General features: G+C 53.3%; 22 protein-coding genes. 19 read left to right on the top strand and 3 right to left on the bottom strand.

The genetic code is table 11. The annotated features are described in order from the left end of the window. Positions 1 to 20: 20 nt before the first annotated feature. The 7 genes from garD to AL479_RS12050 all read left to right on the top strand — a co-directional run bounded on the left by garD (position 21) and on the right by AL479_RS12050 (position 8,493). The gene (garD, locus tag AL479_RS12080; protein WP_061076218.1) at positions 21 to 1,592 is read left to right on the top strand and encodes a galactarate dehydratase; all 1,572 of its coding nucleotides are present in this window, start codon (positions 21 to 23) and stop codon (positions 1,590 to 1,592) included. A 357-nt stretch (positions 1,593 to 1,949) separates the two neighbouring features. Beyond that, positions 1,950 to 3,209 (top strand): ABC transporter substrate-binding protein, encoded by a 1,260-nt coding sequence (locus AL479_RS12075; RefSeq protein ID WP_061070612.1) that lies wholly within the window; start codon positions 1,950 to 1,952, stop codon positions 3,207 to 3,209. An 80-nt stretch (positions 3,210 to 3,289) separates the two neighbouring features. Then, positions 3,290 to 4,234: a carbohydrate ABC transporter permease gene (locus AL479_RS12070; protein ID WP_061076217.1), complete on the top strand. Its 945-nt coding sequence runs from the start codon at positions 3,290 to 3,292 to the stop codon at positions 4,232 to 4,234. A gap of 10 nt (positions 4,235 to 4,244) precedes the next feature. Continuing rightward, positions 4,245 to 5,069, top strand: coding sequence for a carbohydrate ABC transporter permease (locus tag AL479_RS12065; protein WP_061076216.1), 825 nt, complete (start codon positions 4,245 to 4,247; stop codon positions 5,067 to 5,069). Positions 5,070 to 5,080: 11 nt separating this feature from the next. Continuing rightward, positions 5,081 to 6,193, top strand: a complete 1,113-nt coding sequence (locus AL479_RS12060) for an ABC transporter ATP-binding protein (RefSeq protein ID WP_061076215.1) — start codon at positions 5,081 to 5,083, stop codon at positions 6,191 to 6,193. A 104-nt stretch (positions 6,194 to 6,297) separates the two neighbouring features. Continuing rightward, a complete protein-coding gene (locus AL479_RS12055) occupies positions 6,298 to 7,554 on the top strand; it encodes a Gfo/Idh/MocA family protein (RefSeq protein WP_061076214.1) in 1,257 nt (418 codons plus the stop codon). Between the two features lie 18 nt (positions 7,555 to 7,572). After that, the gene (locus tag AL479_RS12050) at positions 7,573 to 8,493 is read left to right on the top strand and encodes an ROK family protein (protein WP_061076213.1); all 921 of its coding nucleotides are present in this window, start codon (positions 7,573 to 7,575) and stop codon (positions 8,491 to 8,493) included. A gap of 39 nt (positions 8,494 to 8,532) precedes the next feature. On the opposite strand, the gene agaR is transcribed toward AL479_RS12050, so the two are convergent. Further along, a complete protein-coding gene (agaR, locus tag AL479_RS12045) occupies positions 8,533 to 9,303 on the bottom strand; it encodes a transcriptional repressor AgaR (protein ID WP_042998253.1) in 771 nt (256 codons plus the stop codon). Positions 9,304 to 9,624: 321 nt separating this feature from the next. Beyond that, positions 9,625 to 10,428 (bottom strand): DeoR family transcriptional regulator, encoded by an 804-nt coding sequence (locus AL479_RS12040; RefSeq protein ID WP_061076212.1) that lies wholly within the window; start codon positions 10,426 to 10,428, stop codon positions 9,625 to 9,627. Positions 10,429 to 10,697: 269 nt separating this feature from the next. On the opposite strand from AL479_RS12040, the gene kbaZ reads away from it, so the two are divergent. The 12 genes from kbaZ (at position 10,698) to AL479_RS11980 (ending at position 21,121) form a co-directional block, all read left to right on the top strand. Beyond that, positions 10,698 to 11,975, top strand: a complete 1,278-nt coding sequence (gene kbaZ, locus AL479_RS12035) for a tagatose-bisphosphate aldolase subunit KbaZ (RefSeq protein WP_233628630.1) — start codon at positions 10,698 to 10,700, stop codon at positions 11,973 to 11,975. A 19-nt stretch (positions 11,976 to 11,994) separates the two neighbouring features. Next, positions 11,995 to 12,468 (top strand): PTS N-acetylgalactosamine transporter subunit IIB, encoded by a 474-nt coding sequence (gene agaV, locus AL479_RS12030; protein WP_061076210.1) that lies wholly within the window; start codon positions 11,995 to 11,997, stop codon positions 12,466 to 12,468. 10 nt (positions 12,469 to 12,478) lie between these two features. Next, entirely contained in the window at positions 12,479 to 13,258 is a 780-nt protein-coding gene (agaW, locus tag AL479_RS12025; protein ID WP_061076209.1) for a PTS N-acetylgalactosamine transporter subunit IIC, read from the top strand. After that, positions 13,248 to 14,126: a PTS N-acetylgalactosamine transporter subunit IID gene (agaE, locus tag AL479_RS12020; protein ID WP_061076208.1), complete on the top strand. Its 879-nt coding sequence runs from the start codon at positions 13,248 to 13,250 to the stop codon at positions 14,124 to 14,126. The genes agaW and agaE overlap by 11 nt, the downstream gene beginning before the upstream one ends. Positions 14,127 to 14,142: 16 nt before the next feature. Then, positions 14,143 to 14,577 carry a PTS galactosamine/N-acetylgalactosamine transporter subunit IIA gene (agaF, locus tag AL479_RS12015; RefSeq protein WP_042325173.1) on the top strand — a complete coding sequence of 145 codons (435 nt, stop codon included), beginning with the start codon at positions 14,143 to 14,145 and terminating at the stop codon, positions 14,575 to 14,577. After that, positions 14,574 to 15,707, top strand: coding sequence for an N-acetylglucosamine-6-phosphate deacetylase (gene nagA / locus AL479_RS12010; RefSeq protein WP_061076207.1), 1,134 nt, complete (start codon positions 14,574 to 14,576; stop codon positions 15,705 to 15,707). The genes agaF and nagA overlap by 4 nt, the downstream gene beginning before the upstream one ends. A gap of 296 nt (positions 15,708 to 16,003) precedes the next feature. Next, positions 16,004 to 17,158: an AgaS family sugar isomerase gene (locus tag AL479_RS12005; RefSeq protein ID WP_061076206.1), complete on the top strand. Its 1,155-nt coding sequence runs from the start codon at positions 16,004 to 16,006 to the stop codon at positions 17,156 to 17,158. 12 nt (positions 17,159 to 17,170) lie between these two features. Further along, on the top strand, positions 17,171 to 18,046 hold the full coding sequence (gene kbaY, locus AL479_RS12000; RefSeq protein WP_061076205.1) for a tagatose-bisphosphate aldolase subunit KbaY: 876 nt from the start codon (positions 17,171 to 17,173) through the stop codon (positions 18,044 to 18,046). A 183-nt stretch (positions 18,047 to 18,229) separates the two neighbouring features. Further along, entirely contained in the window at positions 18,230 to 18,706 is a 477-nt protein-coding gene (agaB, locus tag AL479_RS11995) for a PTS galactosamine transporter subunit IIB (protein ID WP_046487632.1), read from the top strand. Positions 18,707 to 18,760: 54 nt separating this feature from the next. Continuing rightward, positions 18,761 to 19,567 (top strand): PTS galactosamine transporter subunit IIC, encoded by an 807-nt coding sequence (gene agaC / locus AL479_RS11990; RefSeq protein ID WP_046487635.1) that lies wholly within the window; start codon positions 18,761 to 18,763, stop codon positions 19,565 to 19,567. After that, positions 19,557 to 20,348, top strand: coding sequence for a PTS galactosamine transporter subunit IID (agaD, locus tag AL479_RS11985; protein ID WP_042325161.1), 792 nt, complete (start codon positions 19,557 to 19,559; stop codon positions 20,346 to 20,348). The genes agaC and agaD overlap by 11 nt, the downstream gene beginning before the upstream one ends. Positions 20,349 to 20,401: 53 nt before the next feature. After that, positions 20,402 to 21,121: a galactosamine-6-phosphate isomerase gene (locus tag AL479_RS11980; RefSeq protein ID WP_061076204.1), complete on the top strand. Its 720-nt coding sequence runs from the start codon at positions 20,402 to 20,404 to the stop codon at positions 21,119 to 21,121. Between the two features lie 49 nt (positions 21,122 to 21,170). Here the strand turns inward: AL479_RS11980 and rsmI are convergent, their stop codons facing one another. Further along, positions 21,171 to 22,034, bottom strand: coding sequence for a 16S rRNA (cytidine(1402)-2'-O)-methyltransferase (rsmI, locus tag AL479_RS11975; RefSeq protein WP_061076203.1), 864 nt, complete (start codon positions 22,032 to 22,034; stop codon positions 21,171 to 21,173). Positions 22,035 to 22,074 lie beyond the last annotated feature (40 nt).

Genomic DNA, 22,074 nt, shown 5'->3' with positions numbered 1-22,074 from the left:
CGGCTGGAGAATACTGGACAATGGCCAACATCGAAATCAGACAAGAATCGCCGAGCGCATTTTATATAAAGGTCCACGAGACAGATAATGTGGCGATCATTGTTAATGACAATGGTTTGAAAGCCGGGACGCGATTCCCGGATGGACTGGAGCTGATTGAACATATTCCACAGGGACATAAAGTCGCGCTGGTGGATATTCCGGTTCATGGCGAAATCGTACGTTACGGTGAAGTGATCGGCTACGCCATGCGCGACATTCCGCGCGGAAGCTGGATTGATGAATCCATGGTTGAGCTACCGAAAGCGCCGCCGTTGAACACTCTGCCACTGGCGACCAAAGTACCTGAACCGCTGCCGCCGCTGGAAGGCTATACCTTTGAAGGGTACCGCAACGCCGATGGTAGCGTAGGCACCAAGAATCTGCTCGGTATCACCACCAGCGTGCACTGCGTGGCGGGCGTGGTGGATTATGTCGTCAAAATCATTGAGCGCGATCTGCTGCCTAAATACCCGAACGTCGATGGTGTGGTCGGACTTAACCACCTGTACGGTTGCGGCGTGGCAATTAACGCTCCGGCAGCCGTGGTGCCGATTCGTACCATCCATAACATCTCGCTGAACCCAAACTTTGGCGGCGAAGTGATGGTCATTGGCCTGGGCTGTGAAAAACTACAGCCGGAGCGTTTACTGGAAGGTACTGACGATGTGCAAAGTATTCCGGTCGACAGCGCCAGCATCGTCAGCCTTCAGGACGAGAAGCATGTAGGTTTTCGTTCTATGGTCGATGATATCCTGCAGGTCGCTGAGCGCCATCTGGCTAAGCTGAATCTGCGCCAGCGCGAAACCTGCCCGGCCTCTGAACTGGTCGTCGGCATGCAGTGCGGCGGCAGCGATGCGTTTTCCGGCGTGACGGCGAACCCGGCGGTGGGTTACGCCTCTGACCTGTTGGTACGCTGCGGCGCCACGGTGATGTTCTCCGAAGTCACCGAAGTGCGTGATGCGATTCATCTGCTGACGCCGCGCACCATCAACGAAGAGGTGGGTAAACGTCTGCTGGAAGAGATGGCCTGGTACGACAATTATCTCGATATGGGGAAAACCGATCGCAGCGCTAACCCCTCCCCGGGTAACAAAAAAGGTGGTCTGGCGAATGTGGTGGAAAAAGCGCTGGGCTCAATTGCGAAATCCGGTAAAAGCGCGATTGTCGAAGTGCTCTCTCCGGGTCAGCGCCCGACCAAACGCGGTCTGATTTATGCCGCAACGCCCGCCAGCGATTTTGTCTGCGGCACACAGCAGGTCGCGTCCGGGATCACCGTCCAGGTGTTCACCACGGGTCGCGGTACCCCCTACGGCCTGATGGCCGTGCCGGTGATTAAGATGGCAACCCGTACCGAACTGGCAAATCGCTGGTACGATTTAATGGATATCAATGCGGGCACCATCGCCACGGGCGAAGAGACCATTGAGGAAGTCGGTCAGAAACTGTTTGAGTTTATTCTCGATGTCGCCAGCGGCCGTAAGAAAACGTTCTCCGATCAATGGGGACTTCACAATCAGCTGGCCGTATTTAACCCGGCGCCAGTGACCTGATATTTTCGAAACGAAAGCAACCGAGAAAACGGGGATTAATCCCCGTTTTTTCTTTTCTGTCCGCGAAAGATAAGGTGATAGTGCTCGCAGTTTTGAAGGTTAATTTTTCGCCCGCCATTTTTCGATTTTCGTTGGTGTAAAAATCCTAACCCGTTGAAAGAAAGAATAATGTCTGAGCCCTCTCTTTTCGCCCTCTTTTCGTTTTGATAAAAGAGAAACCTACCGAAAAGCCGGGCTGTTTTAATGCGATAATTCCCTCATTTTTCCCCCTTTGACTTTCCCCTTTGTTAAACACAAGATTCAATGGCTTCTGTAATTTACCTCACCGACATTCTGACCCGAATAAAGAGGGAAGTTATGTATACCTTGAATAAAAATAATGTCGCCCTGGCATGCCTTTTTTCCTGTTTACTGGCCGCGCCGGCGGTTGCCAGTGCAGAAGGCCAGACGACAGATAAACCCGTTAAATTACGCTACACGCTATGGGATCGAAATCAACTTCCCGGCGAACAGCAGTTGGTTAATGAGTTTGAAAAAAACAATCCCGGTGTGAAAGTTGAAATTGAACTAACGCCCTATGATCAATATTTCATAAAACTCAGTTCAGCGGTCGGGGGAAATGTGGCGCCGGATGTATTCTGGATGAATATGCCGAATTTTCAGCAGTACGTTAAAAACGGCATGCTGGAACCACTGACCCCTTATTTAAAAGACAAATCATCACCAAATCTTGATGATTTCGTGAAAAGCTCTGTCGATGCTTATCAGTACCAATCTGCGCAATACGCTATTCCACGTGATATCGACGCGATTGCCGTCTGGTATAACAAAAAAATGTTTGATCAGGCTGGCGTAACCTATCCCGATAAAAACTGGACGTGGGACGATTTAAAACAGAAATCGGAACAGTTACGTAAAAATCTGGATCAGCATTCTTATCCGTTGGCGATGGATCTCGGCAGCGGTCAGGACAGTTACTTTAACCTGCTGCTCCAGGCCGGCACTCAGATTGTCCTGCCAGAGGGTAAAACGGACGTTGCCAGCGACAACGCGATCGCCATGTATCGCGACGTTCAGGGAATGCTGAAGGCAGGATTGCTCCAGCCGCCAGGCGAAATGAAAGCCGCCGACGTCTTCCAGTCCAACCGGGTGGCGATGATCTACGCGGGCTCCTGGTGGGCGCTGCCGTTCTCGCAGAACGAACTGATTAACGATCATGTCGGCGTAGTCCCGATGCCCAAAATGGCAGAACAGGCTGGCGTCTCTCATAGCCTGGCATTCGCCATGTCGGCCAAAAGCCAGCATAAAGAGGCCGCCTGGAAATTCATTGAATTTATGAGTTCAGAACATGCGCAGCAAACGCTGGCGGCGGGCAAAGTGGTGATTCCGGCCAATCAGAAAGTCGCCAAAGCGTGGGCGGAAGGCTTTAAGGATGTTGATGTTTCCGCCTATATCGATTCACTGGCATTTTCTCATAAATATCCCACCGCCGGATCCAATACCGCGAAATGGAATAGCATTCTCAACGACGGGCTGAAAAAAGTCTGGATGGGAAATGATCCGCAACAGGTTATGCCGGGTGTCGCAAAACGCGTTGAGCGTGAAATGCAGAAATAATAGTGAGGGAGCCTTGCTCCCTCTCACCTCTCCTGCGTTAACCCATTTATTGTTTGTAAAGTGAGCATCCCGGAGTCTGTATGAGCTATTCAGATGAAGCGGCCTCTCCGCCGTTATCGGCCAGGGAACCTAATAAGAAATCCCTGACCCGACTGGAAAAAGAAGAACGTTTCTGGGGGTGGATAATGATTCTGCCACTGCTGGCAGGATTAGTTATTTTTTACTTTACGCCGTTCTTCCAGAACGTATTTTACAGTTTTACCGATCTGGGCGAGTTTCAGATCTGGACGACAATCAGTCTGGATAATTACATTAATTTATTCAGCGATGATGAATTCCGTTCGGCGATCGTTAACACACTGGCCTATGTCTTTATTTGTGTGCCGGTGATCACGGTCCTGTCTTTACTGCTGGCGATTGGTTTAAACCAGGCAATTCGCGGTCAGTGGCTGTTCCGTACGCTGTTATTTCTTCCGGCCGTCACGATGCCTGCCGCCATTGCGATGGTCTGGCAGTGGTTGATGAACCGTAATTTCGGTTTGCTCAATCAGATCCTGGCTTATTTCGATATTCCCGCCATTGGTTGGCTGTCCGATCCGGATATTGTCCGTCTGAGCGCCTCACTGGTCATTATCTGGTCGGCTATCGCCCTGAAGATGATCATTCTGCTCGCCGGATTGCAGGGGATCCCGAAGCAGATTTATGAAGCCATGTCCCTGGATGGCATCAGTAAACTGCGCGGCTTCTGGTCGATTACCCTGCCATTAATGATCCCGACGCTGTTCTTTGTTCTGGTGATTTCGTTTATCGAAACGCTGCAAATATTCGATGTGGTGTATCTGCTGTTTGGCAGTTCTTCGATGGTGGACGAGCAGACCATGACTATCGCTTATCTCTTTTATAAATACGCCTTTATCTACCATGAAAAAGGGTACGCCTCTGCGATTGCCGTGGTGATTTTCGTTATCACGATGGTACTGACCCTGCTGCAGATATGGATAGGCAAACGGCTTAAAGCTCAGTAAGGCAACCACTATGTTCATGACAAAACGTGAAAAATGGCTGATTTATGGCCTGATGATCCTGGCGACGCTGGTCACGGTGGTTCCCTTTATCTGGATGATCATCACCTCGTTTAAAACCCAGGCGGAAAGTATTGCCTTTCCGCCAATCCTGCTGCCCGCCAATCCGGGGTTTCAGGCGTACGATAAAATCTTGCATGAGATGCCATTCGGCAGCTTTTATTTTAACTCGATCGTTTCCACGCTGGTTATCGTCATCTTACAAACGCTGATTGCCGCGATGGCGGCGTATGGTTTCTCCCGCCTGCGTTTTAAAGGGCGCGATCTCCTCTTTATGCTCTGCATTTCGATTCTGATGGTTCCCGGACAGATCTTTTTGATCCCGCAATTTTTAACGATCGAGAAAATAGGTCTGCTGAACTCGATTCCAGGCCTGGTGCTGCCGGGATTATTCAGTATTTATAGCGCCTTTTTATTGCGTCAGTTTTTTCTGTCCGTACCGAAAGAGCTGGAAGAAGCGGCCATTATGGATGGCTATAACCATTTAACGATCTTTTTCAAAATCATGCTGCCGCTGATTAAACCGGGGCTTATCGCCTGCGTCATTATTAACGGTTTGTGGAGCTGGAATAACTTAATGTGGCCGCTCATCGTCAATACCTCAATGGACAAAATGACGCTGCCGGTGGGCCTGGCCTCGCTCTCAGGTCGCGCCGGGGTGGAGTATCCCATGCTCATGGCGGGGGCGTTGCTCGCGATTATCCCCATGTTGTTACTTTATATTTTCTTCCAGCGCTATTTCATTCGTGGCATCGCCGGTGCCGGAATTAAAGGATAAGGGGCATTGTTATGTCAGGCATTCAATTACAGTCAGTAGGCAAAATCTATCCGAATGGCTTCCAGGCGATTCATGGCGTTGACCTTGAAATTCACGATGGCGAATTTATGGTTTTTGTCGGGCCATCCGGCTGCGCAAAATCAACGTTACTGCGCATGATCGCCGGTCTGGAAGAGATTACTCATGGCCATATTTCAATTGGCGAACGGTGCGTCAACGATCTGCTGCCAAAAGAACGTGGCGTGGCGATGGTTTTTCAAAACTATGCCCTCTATCCCCACATGACAATCTACAAAAATATGGCCTTCAGCCTGCAGGGCAAAATGGACAAGCAGGAGATAGAGGTTCGCGTACGGGAAGCCGCGCGCAAACTGGAAATCGAAGCGCTTCTCGATAAAAAACCCGGTCAACTTTCAGGGGGCCAGTGTCAGCGCGTTGCCGTTGGCAGGGCTATTGTGCGTAAGCCTGAGGTGTTTTTGTTTGATGAGCCGTTGTCCAATCTCGACGCCAAACTGCGCGTGTCGATGCGCGTGCGTCTGACGGAACTTCACCGCCAACTGCGTCACGAAGGGGTGAACGCGACAATGGTGTATGTCACACACGATCAGATTGAAGCGATGACCATGGGTGACCGCATTTGCGTGCTCAACGGTGGACGGATCATGCAGGTCGACACGCCGGGCAATATCTACCATCAGCCAAAGAATAAATTCGTGGCGGGCTTTATTGGTAATCCGGCGATGAATATCCATCTTCTGGCGCTCGACCCGGCTACGCACGGACTCCGTCTGGATGACACGCTAACCTTGCCGTTAACCGCACGACTGGCCTCCCAACTGACGAATTATCCGCACGACAGCGTCTGGTTTGGCATTCGTCCGGAGGCGATTCAGTTGGCGCAGCACAATGATCCTGCGGCTTTCGACGCCCGGATCACCAACGTGGAAAGAATGGGCAATGAAGATCTCCTGCATTTCGATATCGGCGCGCAACAAATGATCCTGCGAGTCAATTCGTCACCGGACTGGAGTCCGCTGCCCGGCGAATCGATCAAGGTGAAATTCAATCTCGAAGCCGCCTTTTTATTCGATAAGCAGGATGAAGAGAATTTAGCCGGAGCCTGATGGCGCAAACGTCATCAGCAGGCGCAAGAAATTTCAGTTTATTTTTTAATGCCCCACAGCGCAGAACAACGCGAATTCAGGCGAGGGCAAAATGAGAGGCTTATATGTGTGCAAAGAAAGTGACTGTGTTAGTGGTGGGTGCAGGCGCGCGCGGCGAAATCTATTCTCGCTACGCGCTTGAGCATCCGGACCGCATGCAGGTGGTCGGCGTGGCGGAACCCAGAGACGCGTATCGCCAACAATTTGTCGCTCAGCATAAAATTGAGCAGGAAAACATCTTTCGCGACTGGAAAGAGGCGGCGGCCCGCCCGCGAATGGCAGACGTCGTACTGATTTGTACTCAGGATACGATGCACAAAGAGCCTGCCGTCGCGTTTGCCGACCTCGGCTATCATATTTTGCTGGAAAAACCGATCGCCCCCACGCCGGAAGATTGCCGCACCATTATTGCTGCGGTGAAGCGCAACAACGTCTTATTGGGTGTCGCCCACGTTCTGCGCTACACCCGCTACACGCAAAAACTCAAGTCCCTGCTCGACTGCGGGGTGATTGGCGATATCGTCAGTATGCAGCATCTCGAGCCGGTAGGTTACTGGCACCAGGCGCACTCTTTCGTTCGCGGCAACTGGCGTAACGAAGCGGAATCGTCGTTTATGCTGTTACAGAAATCCTGCCACGATATGGACTGGATCCGCTACATCATGGGCGACCACTGTCAGGATGTGACCTCATTTGGCAACCTGAGTCATTTCGTGAAGGAGAATCAGCCGGAGGGCGCCGCCGACCGCTGCCTGGATTGCCAGGTTGAGGCGACCTGCCCCTGGTCAGCCTGCAAAATTTATCTTGGCGAGGATCACAAATGCACGCCACATTTCCGTCGCGTGCTGACGGCGGATCCCACCGAGGAAAACGTCCGTCAGGCGCTGCGCGAGGGTCCGTATGGCCGCTGCGTTTATCGCTGTGATAACGACGTGGTGGATCATCAGGTGGTCAACTTGCGTTTCGCGCATCAGCAAACCGTGACGTTCACCATGACCGCCTTTACCCGTATGGAAGATCGAAAGACGCGTCTTTTCGGTACGAAAGGCTATCTCGAGGGCAATGGCGAGCAGATCCGGGTGTTTGATTTTCTGACGGACAGCGAGACGCTCTACACGATCGATGAGATCGCCGCAGGCACGCAGACCCAGATGGGAGGCCATGGCGGCGGGGATTATTATCTGATGGATCGCTTTATTCACGCCGTGATGGCGGGCGATCAAAGTATGATTCTCTCCGGCCCGGATGAATCGCTGGAAAGTCACTTAATGGTCTTTGCCGCAGAGCGCGCTCGCAAGGAAAACTGTCTGGTTACACTGTGAAGTTCGAGGAGATGTGGCATGTTTTACGGTGTTGATATTGGCGGCACAAAAACTGAAATTGTCGCCTTTGATAAGGAAATGCAGGTTTGCTGGCGCAAGCGCGTAGCCACGCCGGTTCAGGATTACGAACTCTTTCTCTCGACCTTTACCTCGCTCATCGATACCGCCGACTGGGCAACGGGAATGCAGGGCAAAATAGGCATTGGCATGCCAGGGCTGATGGACAGGCATACCGGAAAGCTGCTGTCGTCAAACGTCCCCTGCCTGACCGGACGGCAGGTGATGGACGATCTGGCACACCGACTCAACCGCTCGGTGGCCCTGGACAATGACTGCTGCTGCTTCGCACTGTCGGAGGCGCATACCCAGCAGGCTCGTCAGTTCTCGCGAATCTTTGGCGCCATTATCGGCACCGGTATGGGCGGAGGACTGGTGATCGACGGGCAGTTGTATCGTGGGCGCAACCGGATGGCCAGCGAGTTTGGGCATTTACCGCTGCCCGCCACCTTTATGCGCCGTTATAACCTGCCGGAGATCACGTGCGGCTGCGGCTTAAAGGGTTGTCTGGAGCGCTATCAGTCCGGTCCCGGTTTACTCTGGCTGCATAAGCACTTCAGCGGGGAACAGCTCAAAATGGAAACGCTGCTGGAAAACTACCGTCATGGCAACGCCAGCGCCGTCGCCACGGTTGAGGCGTGGATTGATATGCTGGGCTGTACGCTGGCGCAGTTGCAGCTCATTCTGGATGTTGACGCCTTTGTTCTGGGCGGCGGCGTCTCCAACATTGAGGAAATTTACTCCTTATTGCCAGGCGCCATGTCACGCTATCTCTTCCCCGGACTGGCCCCCGCAAATGTCTTCCCGGCCGTGCATGGCGCATCCAGCGGCGTACGCGGTGCCGCCCTGTTACTGGTCGAACAGGATGCACTGATGCACTAAGCGATCGCCGGCAAAACGCGCTTTTGCCGGCGTTCTCCCTTATTCATCCACAATAACGACATCCACCCCCATCTGGCTGAGCGCCTGATGGTAATGTTCCGGGATACCGCTGTCGGTAATCACCCGGTCAATACCGCTGATTTCACTGATCATGCAAAAACTTTTGCGGCCGAACTTGCTGGAATCCGCGACGACCGTAACCTCCTGCGCCACCTGACACATCACCTGGTTAAGGTGCGCTTCCCCTGGATGCGGCGTGGTGATCCCGGCCTCCAGACAAAATCCATCAACGCCCAAAAAAAGCTTATCAAACCGATACTGTCTGAGCTGATGTTCCGCTGAAGGGCCGTACAGCGAGTAAACGCTTTGCCTGACATTTCCCCCTAATATCATGACATCCACCCGTTCAAAATTGGCGAGTTCCCAGGCAATGTTAAGCGCGTTGGTCATCACCACCAGATCGCGACGACTCTTAAGCAACGGAGGAATAAGCGTGGTGGTCGAGCCGGAATCGAGAATCAGCGTGTCACCATCTTTCACAAAACTGGCCGCTTTTTCGGCAATCCGCGATTTCACATCGCGGTTCAGTCGGTCTTTGTCCTGTAAGGGGCGATCGAGGGCAAAGTGTTGATTTAATACGGCGCCGCCATAGGAACGCATGACGCAGCCTTTCTGCTCGAGATAACGTAAGTCATTGCGGATCGTGACGCTTGAGACGCCGAAATGCACGCTCAGGGGTTCGACACGAACGCTACCTTGATCGCATAACAGATCTATTATTTGCTCGCGACGTCTTAAGTTATCCAGCATTGCTTTTGCTCCATTGCATATTGTTATGTTTTAGCGATTTATCGCTTTCGTTTTCTTTTTAATATATTAAATCAGAAGACTTAAGGCGAATTTGTGAACACGTCCGCAGCGCGGATTTTGACAAAAAAGCCTGTTTTTCTTTCGTTTTATCTAAACCGAAAATGAAAAATGCGAAAGATCGAAAAGCGTGCAGGACAGGTGAGCGGGAGAAGGAGACGAAAAATCAGTGAAAAAACGAAAGCGGGTTCGGCAAAAACCCGCTGACATTTTTCTTTTTGCTTAATTGAAGGACATCACATTTTTGAATTTTAACGATGCCGCTTAGACGATGATGACCTCAACGCCGCTGCGATGAAACTCCTTCAGGCTCTCTTCGGGAATGCCTTCATCGACAATGATGGTGTGAATACGTTGGGTATCAATAATTTTATGCAGGCTCGAGCGGTTAAATTTACTGGAGTCAGTGACCACGATAATCCGTTCCGCCACTTCACACATCCGGCGATTCAGTCGGGCTTCGTCTTCGTTATGGGTGCTGACGCCCCGCTCTAAATCAATGGCGTCGACGCCCAGAAACAGCATATCGAAGTGATAATTCTGCAACGACTGCTCGGCCTGGTCGCCATAAAACGACTGCGACTGACGACGCAAGTGACCACCGGTCATCAACAACTCCACGCCATCCGCTTCCAGTAAGGCATTGGCGACGTTCATCCCGTTGGTCATCGCAATCACATCGGTATGCTGACGCATCAGACGCGCAATCTCATAGGTCGTGGTGCCGGAGTCCAGGATCACACGGTGACCCGGTTTGATCAACCCCACGGCCGCTTTGGCGATACTGCGTTTCACCGCCGTGTTCAGTGAGCTTTTATCTTCGACGGAAGGCTCCACGCCTGGCGTATTGCTGTCGCAAATCAATGCGCCACCATAGGCGCGAACGGCGATCCCCTGCTTTTCCAGGAACGCCAGATCGTTGCGGATCGTCACCGTGGAAACGCCAAACAATCCCGAAAGATCGTTCACCTGTACGCTTCCTTGCTGCCGCAACCGCTGGATAATCTGCTCACGCCTTTCGCTGGTGCCTGACACCCGCTTGTCTCCAGAAGCATCGGTATTGCTCATAAGAAATCCTTTGGCTAATTCTTTCGTTTCATTTCGTTTCGCCTATTAACGCCTTTCTTTTATCGGAATGCAAGCCGAAAAAAGCCGACCAGAGGGGTGAAAAACCCGGCTGAATGCTTTCATTATGTTTCTTTTGTGAAACAGATCGGAAAACTATTATCTTTCGTTTTATTTTTATAAGACCATGATGCAGTATCAAGTGAAACAAAACGAAAGATTACATGTCGCAGTTATCTGACCTGGAGAGGAAAGTGAAACATCTGACTGATATGGTGGAACAGCATAAACGAGGTAAGACAAACGGAATTTACGCCGTTTGTTCCGCGCATCCGCTGGTGCTGGAATCCGCAATACGCTACGCGCAGGCAAATCACTCGCCGCTGCTGATTGAAGCAACCTCAAATCAGGTTGACCAGTTTGGCGGTTACACGGGCATGACCCCAGCCGATTTTCGCCATTTTGTCTGCCAATTGGCCGACTCACTTGATTTCCCACAGGAGCAGCTGATTCTGGGGGGCGACCACCTCGGTCCAAACCGTTGGCAAAATCTGGCCGCAGAACCGGCAATGGCCAATGCCGACGAACTGATCAGAAGCTATGTCGCCGCCGGATTCAAAAAAATCCACCTTGATTGCAGCATGTCCTGCCAGGGCGATCCCGTGCCATTGACCGATGCCATCGTCGCGGAACGTGCCGCGCGTCTGGCGAAGATCGCCGAAGAGACCTGCATTGATCATTTTGGTGAGTCGGATCTGGTTTATGTGATTGGCACTGAAGTGCCAGTACCGGGCGGAGCCCATGAGACGCTGACCGAACTGGCGGTAACCACGCCCGAGGCCGCACGTGCGACGCTGGAAGCCCATCGTCACGCCTTTGAAAAACAGGGACTCGATGCCATCTGGCCACGCATTATCGCGCTGGTGGTACAACCTGGCGTTGAGTTCGACCATACCCACATCATTGATTATCAGCCACAGAAAGCCGTCGCGTTAAGCAAGATGGTGGAAGCGTATGACACGCTGGTTTTTGAGGCGCACTCCACGGACTACCAGACGCCGCAGTCGCTGCGCCAGTTAGTGAAAGATCACTTTGCCATCCTGAAAGTCGGTCCGGCCCTGACCTTCGCCCTGCGCGAAGCGCTGTTCTCGCTGGCCGCCATTGAAGAAGAGTTGCTCCCGGCAAAAGCCTGTTCCGACCTGCGTCATGTCCTTGAGAGCGTCATGCTCGATCGTCCGGAATACTGGCAGAGTCACTACCACGGCGATGGCAATACCCGTCGCCTGGCGCGCGGCTACAGCTATTCCGATCGTGTTCGTTACTACTGGCCGGACAGCCAGATTGATGAGGCGTTTGAACGACTGGTGCGTAATCTGGCGGATGAACCGATTCCCCTGCCGCTCATTAGCCAGTATTTACCTTTGCAGTACGTGAAAGTGCGCGAGGGAGATCTCAATGCCACACCGCGAGAACTCATCATCAACCATATTCAGGACATACTGCAGCAGTACCATGCCGCCTGCCAGGGCGTAACGTCCCAAAACGGATAACAAAAAAGAGGAACACGCTATGCCAAATATTGTACTCAGCCGTATCGACGAAAGGCTCATTCATGGTCAGGTCGGGGTACAGTGGGTCGGATTTGCGGGGGCAAATCTGGTCCTGGTCGCCAACGATGAAGTGGCGGAAGACACTGTGCAACAGAACCTGATGGAGATGGTGCTGGCGGAAGGGATCGCCGTGCGTTTCTGGTCGCTGCAAAAAGTGATCGACAACATTCACCGCGCCGCCGACCGGCAGAAAATTTTGCTGGTCTGCAAATCCCCCACCGATTTCCTCAGGCTGGTCGAAGGTGGGGTTCCTGTTACACGCATCAACGTCGGAAATATGCACTACGCCAATGGCAAGCAGCAGATTGCAAAAACGGTCTCTGTCGACTCGACCGATATTACGGCGTTTAACGGCCTGAAAGCCGCCGGGGTGGAATGCTTTGTTCAGGGCGTTCCGACAGAACCCGCGCAGGATCTCTTTAAACTCATCTGAGGCCTTCACCATGGAAATTAGTCTGTTACAGGCTTTTGCATTAGGTATCCTCGCCTTTATTGCCGGCCTGGATATGTTCAACGGATTAACACACATGCACCGCCCGGTGGTGCTTGGGCCGCTGGTCGGCCTGATTCTGGGCGATCTGCATACCGGTATTTTAACCGGCGGTACGCTGGAACTGGTGTGGATGGGACTCGCACCGCTGGCAGGCGCGCAACCACCAAACGTCATCATCGGCACCATCGTGGGTACGACGTTCGCCATTACAACAGGGGTGAAACCGGATGTCGCCGTGGGCGTCGCCGTGCCGTTTGCCGTGGCGGTGCAAATGGGGATTACGTTCCTGTTCTCCGTGATGTCTGGGGTGATGTCCCGCTGCGACCGCATGGCGGCGAATGCCGACACCGCCGGTATTGAACGAGTCAACTATCTGGCGTTACTGGCACTGGGGATCTTCTATTTTCTGTGTGCATTCCTGCCGATTTACTTCGGCGCAGAGCACGCGAAAACGGCCATTGATGTTCTGCCGGAACGTCTGATTGACGGTCTCGGCGTCGCAGGCGGCATCATGCCAGCCATCGGCTTTGCCGTACTGCTGAAAATCATGATGAAAAACGTCTATATCCCTTACTTTATCATCGGTTTCGTGGGAGCCGCCTGGCTCAAGCTGCCGGTACTGGCGATCGCCGCCGCGGCACTGGCTATGGCGCTGATCGACCTGCTGCGTAAATCTCCAGAACCGACCCAACCAGCGGCCCAGAAAGAGGAATTCGAAGATGGCATCTAATCAACAAACTCTTCCGACTGTTTCCGACAGCGAAGAAACGCTGCTTTCCGGCGTAAACGAAAACATCTATGAAGATCAGAGCATTGGCGCAGAGTTGACCAAAAAAGATATCAACCGGGTCGCCTGGCGTTCCATGCTATTGCAGGCGTCATTTAACTATGAACGTATGCAGGCTTCCGGTTGGCTTTACGGGCTGCTGCCTGCGCTGAAAAAGATCCACACCAATAAACGCGACCTGGCGCGCGCCATGAAAGGCCACATGGGTTTCTTCAATACCCACCCCTTCCTGGTGACGTTTGTCATTGGCATCATTCTGGCGATGGAGCGCTCAAAGCAGGACGTTAACAGTATTCAGAGCACCAAAATTGCCGTTGGCGCACCGCTCGGCGGGATTGGCGATGCAATGTTCTGGCTAACGCTGTTGCCGATTTGCGGCGGCATCGGGGCCAGTCTGGCTTTGCAGGGTTCGATCCTCGGCGCGGTGGTCTTTATTGTGCTGTTTAACGTGGTCCATCTGGGTCTGCGTTTTGGCCTGGCGCACTATGCTTATCGTATGGGGGTCGCCGCCATTCCGCTCATCAAGGCCAATACGAAGAAAGTGGGCCACGCGGCGTCTATCGTCGGGATGACGGTCATTGGCGCACTTGTGGCGACCTATGTGCGTCTGAATACCACGCTCGAAATCAAGGCGGGGGATGCGGTCGTTAAGCTCCAGGCAGACGTGATCGACAAACTGATGCCCGCTTTTTTACCGCTGGTCTATACCCTGACGATGTTCTGGTTAGTCCGTCGCGGCTGGAGTCCGCTGCGCCTTATCGGTATCACCGTGGTACTGGGCGTCGTCGGCAAGTTCTGTCACTTCCTGTAAAGCAAAGAGGTCTTCGATGTTAGGTATTATTTTGACGGGGCACGGTGGGTTTGCCAGCGGTATGGAAAAAGCGATGAAACAGATCCTCGGCGAGCAGTCGCAGTTTATCGCCATCGACTTTCCGGAAACCTCCACCACTGCGCTGCTCACCTCGCAGCTTGAGCAGGCGATTGAACAACTGGACGGCGAGGAAGATATCGTTTTCCTGACCGACCTGCTCGGCGGCACACCGTTTCGCGTCGCCTCTACGCTGGCGATGTTGAAACCTGGCCGGGAAGTGATCACCGGCACTAACCTGCAACTGCTGCTGGAGATGGTGCTGGATCGCGAAGGACTCAGCAGCGAAGCATTTCGTGTGCAGGCGCTGGAGTGCGGGCATCGCGGCCTGACCAGCCTGGTTGACGAGCTGGGGCGTTGCCGCGAGGAGCACCCCATCGAGGAAGGGATATGACGCAGGTTTTGCGCGCCAGACGCCTGCTCACCGAGCAGGGCTGGCTGGACGATCATCAGTTGCGCGTTGAAGAAGGCGTCATCACGGCCATCGAGCCGATTGCTGCGGGTATCACCGTGCGCGACGCCGAGCTACTGTGTCCTGCCTATATCGATACTCACGTCCACGGCGGCGCGGGGGTCGATGTGATGGACGATGAACCGGACGCACTCGACAAGCTGGCGATGCACAAAGCGCGTGAAGGGGTTGCCAGTTGGCTCCCCACCACCGTCACCGCGCCGCTGAAGACGATTCACCACGCGCTGGAGCGCATCGCTCAACGTTGTTATTCCGGCGGGCCTGGCGCCCAGGTGCTCGGAAGTTATCTGGAAGGGCCGTACTTCACGCCGCAGAATAAAGGCGCCCATCCCCCGGAACTGTTTCGGGAACTGGACCTCACGGAACTGGATGAGCTGATCGCCATTTCACGACAGACCCTGCGGGTGGTGGCGCTGGCACCGGAAAAACCGGGCGCATTGCAGGCGATTCGCCATCTCAGGCAGCAGGGTTTGCGGGTGATGCTGGGGCATAGCGCAGCGACCTGGGCGCAAACCCAGGCCGCCTTTGACGCAGGCGCGAACGGACTTGTGCACTGCTACAACGGCATGACCGGACTCCATCACCGGGAGCCTGGAATGGTCGGCGCGGGACTCACCGATCCACGCGCGTGGCTGGAGCTCATCGCCGACGGACACCACGTCCATCCGGCCGCCATGAAGCTCTGTTGCTGCTGTGCCAAAGAGAGGCTGGTACTGATCACTGATGCGATGCAGGCCGCCGGTATGCCCGACGGAAACTACACGCTGTGTGGTGAAAAAGTCGAAATGCACGACGGAATTGTGCGAACCGCATCGGGTGGCCTGGCGGGCAGTACGTTGTCGGTGGATGCGGCAGTGCGCAATATGGTTGAACTGACAGGCATCGCCCCTGAGGATGCGATCCATATGGCCTCGCTCCATCCGGCGCGGCTGCTGGGGATCGACAGCCACTTAGGATCGTTAGCCGTGGGCAAACGCGCCAGCATGATCGCCCTCGACGGCGGACTGCATTTACAACAGATCTGGATTCAGGGTCAGCTCCTCCCCCTTTGACCCTTTTTTTTCTCCCTGGCCTTCGATCATGAATCGTAAGGCCTTTCTTTTCCTTTCGCTTAAGAAAACCCTCACCCCAGGACGTTCAGAGAGAATTATTACAGATCAATAAGATAAAAACGCTCTCCGTACAATCGATCACACTTTTCGTTTTATTTCATTTTGCATCATTGAACTTTCGATTTCTTTCCTATAGATTTTAATCAATCGATCATGTGAACAAGTGAAACGAAACGAAAGATAGCGACATTTTGCCAGCGTCTGATGTGGAATTCACAAGACTAAGGACTTACGTTATGCCAGAAACCTATACCCCTGCAGCGGCAACAACCGGAACCTGGACTGAAGAAGAGATCCGCCAGCAGCCTGCCAGTTGGATCCGATCGCTGACGAACATTGACGCGATTCGTACCGCGATCGACAACTTTCTCGCGCCACTACTGCGCAAAGACGATCTGCGGATCGTTCTGACCGGAGCGGGTACCTCGGCATTCATTGGCGAGATCATCTCTCCCTGGCTTGCCAGCCACACGGGGCAAAACATCAGCGCAGTACCGACCACCGATCTGGTCACCAATCCGATGGATTATCTGAATCCGGCGCATCCGCTGCTGCTGGTCTCATTTGCCCGTTCCGGCAACAGCCCGGAAAGCGTGGCCGCAGTGGAACTGGCAAACCAGTTCGTCCCTGAGTGCTATCACCTTTCGATCACCTGCAATGAAGCGGGCAGCCTGTACCAGAACGCGGTGGCAAGCGATAACGCCTTTGCTTTGCTGATGCCGGCAGAAACGCACGATCGCGGTTTTGCGATGACCAGCAGTATTACCACCATGATGGCCAGTTGCCTGGCGGTGTTCGCACCGAAACTCTTCAACAGCCAGACCTTCCGCGATGTCGCGGATCGCTGCCAGACGATCCTGTCTTCACTGGGGGATTTCAGCCACGGCGTGTTTGGCAATGAAAGTTGGAAACGGATCGTCTACCTCGGCAGCGGCGGATTGCAGGGTGCGGCGCGTGAATCAGCCCTGAAAGTGCTGGAACTGACCGCCGGTAAGCTGGCGGCGTTTTACGATTCGCCAACCGGCTTCCGTCACGGTCCGAAATCACTGGTGGATAACGAAACGCTGATCGTGGTGTATATCTCCAGCCACCCTTACACCCGACAGTACGATCTCGATCTGCTGGCGGAGCTGCGTCGCGATGATCAGGCCATGCGCGTTGTTGCCATTGCAGCCGAAAGCGATTCCCTTATCGAAGCTGGCCCGCATATTTTGCTGCCGCCTGCGCGTCATTTCATCGATACCGAACTGGCGTTCTGCTACCTGATGTATGCCCAGGTCTTTGCGCTCACCCAGTCCATTACTGTCGGTAATACGCCGGATACCCCGTCCCGCAGCGGTACGGTCAACCGCGTGGTACAGGGCGTCGTTATTCACCCGTGGCAGGCTTAAGAGGATCCGATCATGAGCATCATTTCCACGAAGTATCTCTTGCAGGATGCCCAGGCAAAAGGCTACGCCGTACCGGCCTTCAACATCCATAATGCCGAGACGATCCAGGCGATCCTCGAAGTGTGTAGCGAAATGCAATCGCCGGTGATCCTCGCCGGTACGCCAGGCACCTTTAAACATATCGCGCTGGAAGAGCTTTACGCACTGTGCACCGCCTACTCCACCACTTACGGCATGCCGCTGGCGCTGCATCTCGATCATCATGAATCGCTGGACGACATTCGCCATAAAGTGAACGCCGGAGTGCGCAGCGCCATGATCGACGGTAGCCATTTCCCGTTTGAAGAAAACGTGAAGCTGGTGAAATCGGTGGTGGATTTCTGCCACGCCCGCGATTGCAGCGTCGAAGCGGAGCTGGGGCGACTGGGTGGCGTCGAAGATGATATGAGCGTTGACGCAGAAAGCGCCTTTCTGACCGATCCGCAAGAGGCCAGACGCTTTGTTGAGCTGACCGGCGTCGACAGCCTTGCCGTCGCCATCGGTACCGCGCACGGCCTTTACACCAAAAAACCGAAAATCGATTTCCAGCGTCTGGCTGAAATTCGTGAAGTGGTGGATATTCCGCTGGTGCTACATGGCGCGAGCGATGTGCCTGACGAGTATGTCCGCCGCACGATAGAACTGGGCGTCTGTAAGGTTAACGTCGCCACTGAACTGAAAATTGCCTTTGCCGACGCCGTGAAAGCGTGGTTTGCCGACAACCCACAGGGCAACGATCCGCGCTACTACATGCGTGTCGGTATGGATGCAATGAAAGAAGTGGTGAGAAGTAAAATCACGGTTTGCGGTTCGGCCAACAGATTAGTGGTTGATCACGATTTAGCCTAAAACCATTTCAACACGATATTCAGAAGCGTTATCTGATTAATATCAGGTAGCGCTTTCTGGCCAAATAGCGGAGGAGAATAACGAGATTACATCACGCTGAATTAATTAATGAATGCGATACGGTAAGAATAATATATTTCAACAAACTCGGTCATTCAATTATTTTATGGTGAGGATTTAAGTATGGGCAGTCCAAATATCCTGTTAACGCGTATTGATAACCGACTGGTGCATGGTCAGGTGGGTGTCACCTGGACATCAACAATCGGCGCCAATCTGCTGGTCGTCGTGGATGATGATGTCGCTCAGGATGAGATTCAGCAGAAATTAATGGGCATCACTGCAGAAACCTACGGTTTCGGTATCCGCTTCTTCTCTATAGAAAAAACCATCAATGTCATCGGTAAGGCCGCGCCGCATCAGAAGATATTCCTGATTTGTCGCACCCCGCAGACGGTCAGAAAGCTGCTCGAAGGCGGTATCACGCTCAACGACGTGAACGTCGGCAATATGCACTTCTCGGAAGGCAAAAAGCAAATCAGCAGCAAAGTTTATGTCAATGAGCAGGATCTTCAGGACCTGCAGTTCATTAAGAAACATGGCGTAAACATTTTTATTCAGGATGTCCCTGGCGATCAAAAAGAAGCGATCCCGGAGTAAATAACAAGCCAATGTTTTCATATTAAAGGGACTTATTTACATGAGGTGTTCAAAATGCATGAAATAACGCTTTTACAAGGGATATCCCTCGCGGCATTAGTCTTCTTTCTGGGAATCGATTTTTGGCTGGAAGCCCTGTTTTTATTCAGACCAATTATTGTCTGTACGCTCACTGGTGCCATTCTTGGCGACATTCATATTGGTTTGATCACCGGCGGTCTGACCGAACTGGCTTTTGCTGGTTTGACGCCTGCCGGCGGTGTACAACCGCCAAACCCCATCATGGCGGGACTGATGACCACGGTGATCGCCTGGTCTACCGGCGTGGACGCCAAAACCGCCATCGGCCTTGGCCTGCCGTTCAGCCTGCTGATGCAATACGTGATTCTGTTCTTCTATTCCGCCTTCTCCCTGTTTATGTCCAGGGCCGACAACTGCGCGAAAGAAGCCAACACCCGCGCATTTGCCCGTCTGAACTGGCTGACGACGCTGATTGTCGCCTGCTCTTACGCCATTATCGCGTTTCTGTGTACCTATCTGGCGCAGGGCGCCATGCAGGCACTGGTGAAAGCCATGCCCGCCTGGCTTACTCATGGTTTTGAAGTTGCGGGCGGTATTCTGCCTGCCGTTGGTTTTGGTCTGTTGCTGCGCGTGATGTTCAAAGCGCAGTACATTCCTTACCTGATCGCCGGCTTCCTCTTTGTCTGCTACATCCAGGTCAACAACCTGCTCCCGGTCGCCGTCCTCGGCGCGGGCTTCGCCGTGTACGAATTTTTCAATGCTAAAGCTAAACAGCAGGCGCAACCCCAGCCTGTCGCCCGTAAAAATGATGATGAAGAGGATTACAGCAATGGGATCTGAAATCAGTAAAAAAGACATTACCCGTCTTGGCTTCCGCTCTTCCCTTCTTCAGGCGAGCTTTAACTATGAAAGGATGCAGGCGGGCGGCTTTACCTGGGCGATGCTGCCGATTCTGAAAAAAATCTATAAAGATGATAAGCCGGGGCTGAGTGCGGCCATGAAAGATCATCTGGAATTTATCAATACTCACCCCAACCTCGTCGGTTTTCTGATGGGGTTACTGATCTCCATGGAAGAGAAAGGAGAGAACCGCGACACCATTAAAGGTCTGAAAGTGGCGCTGTTTGGCCCCATCGCCGGGATTGGCGATGCTATTTTCTGGTTCACCTTACTGCCGATCATGGCGGGGATCTGCTCCTCTTTCGCCAGCCAGGGCAATTTGCTGGGGCCGATTCTGTTTTTCGCCGTCTATCTGATGATCTTTTTCCTGCGCGTCGGCTGGACTCACGTTGGCTATTCGGTCGGGGTAAAAGCCATTGATAAGGTGAGGGAAAACTCGCAGATGATCGCCCGTTCAGCGACGATCCTCGGGATCACGGTGATTGGCGGTCTGATCGCCTCTTACGTCCATATCGATGTCGTGACCTCTTTTGCCATCGACAGCACGCACAATGTGGCACTACAAAAGGATTTCTTTGACAAGGTCTTCCCGAACATTTTACCGATGGGCTACACGCTGCTGATGTACTACCTGCTGCGGGTGAAAAAAGCGCATCCGGTCCTGTTAATCGGCGTCACTTTTGTGCTTTCTATCGTCTCTTCCGCACTCGGCATTTTGTAAACCGAACGGGGCGCGACGGTACGTGCGCCCCTCGTCAAAAGGATGACTGACAAATGCAATGCATACAGTACTGCGACCACTACGATGCGCTCAGCGATCGCGCCAGCGAACGGTTGATTCAGGTCATACAGGACAAACCTGACGCGACGATTTGCCTGGCGACCGGTGCCACACCTGAACTGACCTATCGTTTCTTTGTCGAGAAAATACAGCAGCATCACATTGATATCCGGAACGTGACCTTCGTGAAGCTCGATGAGTGGCTGGGAATTCCCTTACACACGCCGGGTACCTGCGAATCGTTCCTGCAACAGCACATCGTGCAACCGCTTGGCCTGCGCCCGGAACAGTTGATCGGTTTTCAGTCGGAAAATATCGACGAAGCGGAGTGCGAACGCGTGACGGATTTGATTGCCTGTCGGGGCGGTCTCGATTTATGCGTACTGGGCATCGGCAAAAATGGTCATCTGGGGCTGAACGAGCCGGGAACCGCGCTGGAGCCGTGTTGCCATATCAGCAGGCTTGATGACCAAACGCGCCATCACGACATGCTGAAAACGGCCGGTCGTCCGGTGACGCACGGTATCACGCTGGGCCTGAAGGAGATCCTCAACGCAAAAGAAATTTTGCTGCTGGTTGCCGGGGAAGGCAAGCAGGCCGCTGTCGAAAAATACCTGACCGCTACCGTGACAACGGCGATTCCGGCCTCGTTTTTATGGCTGCATGACAATACGACATTCTTATTGGATGGCTCGCGATATTCTGATCGGTAACAACTCACCTCAACAGACACGCTGCAACGTTGCAGCGTGTCTGTTGAATTTACTCCCCCTGCTGCTCCAGCGCATATTTGTACAGGGCATTCTTTTTCACGCCGTGGATTTCAGCCGCCAGCGCCGCGGCTTTCTTCAACGGCAACTCGGCCTGTAACAACGCAAGGGTGCGCAGGGCATCGGCGGGCAGTTCATCTTCCTGCGCCTTGTGCCCCTCTACAATCAGCACCATCTCGCCTTTACGCCGGTTTTCATCCTCTTTAACCCACGCCAGCAGTTCACCCACCGGTGCGCCGTGGATCGTCTCCCAGGTTTTGGTCAGCTCGCGCGCCAGCACTACATAACGGGATTCGCCCCACACCGCGACCATATCTTCCAGACTGTCTAACAGGCGATGGGTGGATTCATAGAAAATCAGCGTACGCGGCTCGGTTTCGATAGCTTTCAGCGCGTCACGGCGTCCTTTTGATTTCGCCGGTAAAAAACCTTCATAGCAGAAGCGATCGGACGGCAACCCCGCCGCGCTTAATGCAGCTATCGCCGCACAGGGCCCCGGCAACGGCACGACACGGATGCCCTGCTCACGACAGGTACGCACGAGGTGGTACCCCGGATCGTTGATCAGCGGCGTTCCGGCATCGGAAACCAACGCGATGTTCTGCCCCTCTTTCAGCTTCGCCACCAGCGTTTCCGCTTTTTGCTGCTCGTTATGATCGTGCAGGGCGAACAATCGGGCATTAATCGCGAAATGCTGCAATAATAATCCGGTATGACGAGTATCTTCCGCGGCAATTAAATCAACGGCTTGTAACACTTCGAGGGCTCGTTGGGTAATATCAGACAAATTCCCGATTGGAGTAGGTACAATAAAGAGTTGGCCGCGAGAATTCTCCGCCGATTCGTGTTGTGTCATTGTGTCGTCCGTATTGCCGATTTAATATTGAGCATTGCGT

The organism is Citrobacter amalonaticus, from assembly GCF_001559075.2.
Lineage (GTDB): Bacteria > Pseudomonadota > Gammaproteobacteria > Enterobacterales > Enterobacteriaceae > Citrobacter_A > Citrobacter_A amalonaticus_F.
This window is presented reverse-complemented; position numbering and strand designations above follow the sequence as displayed.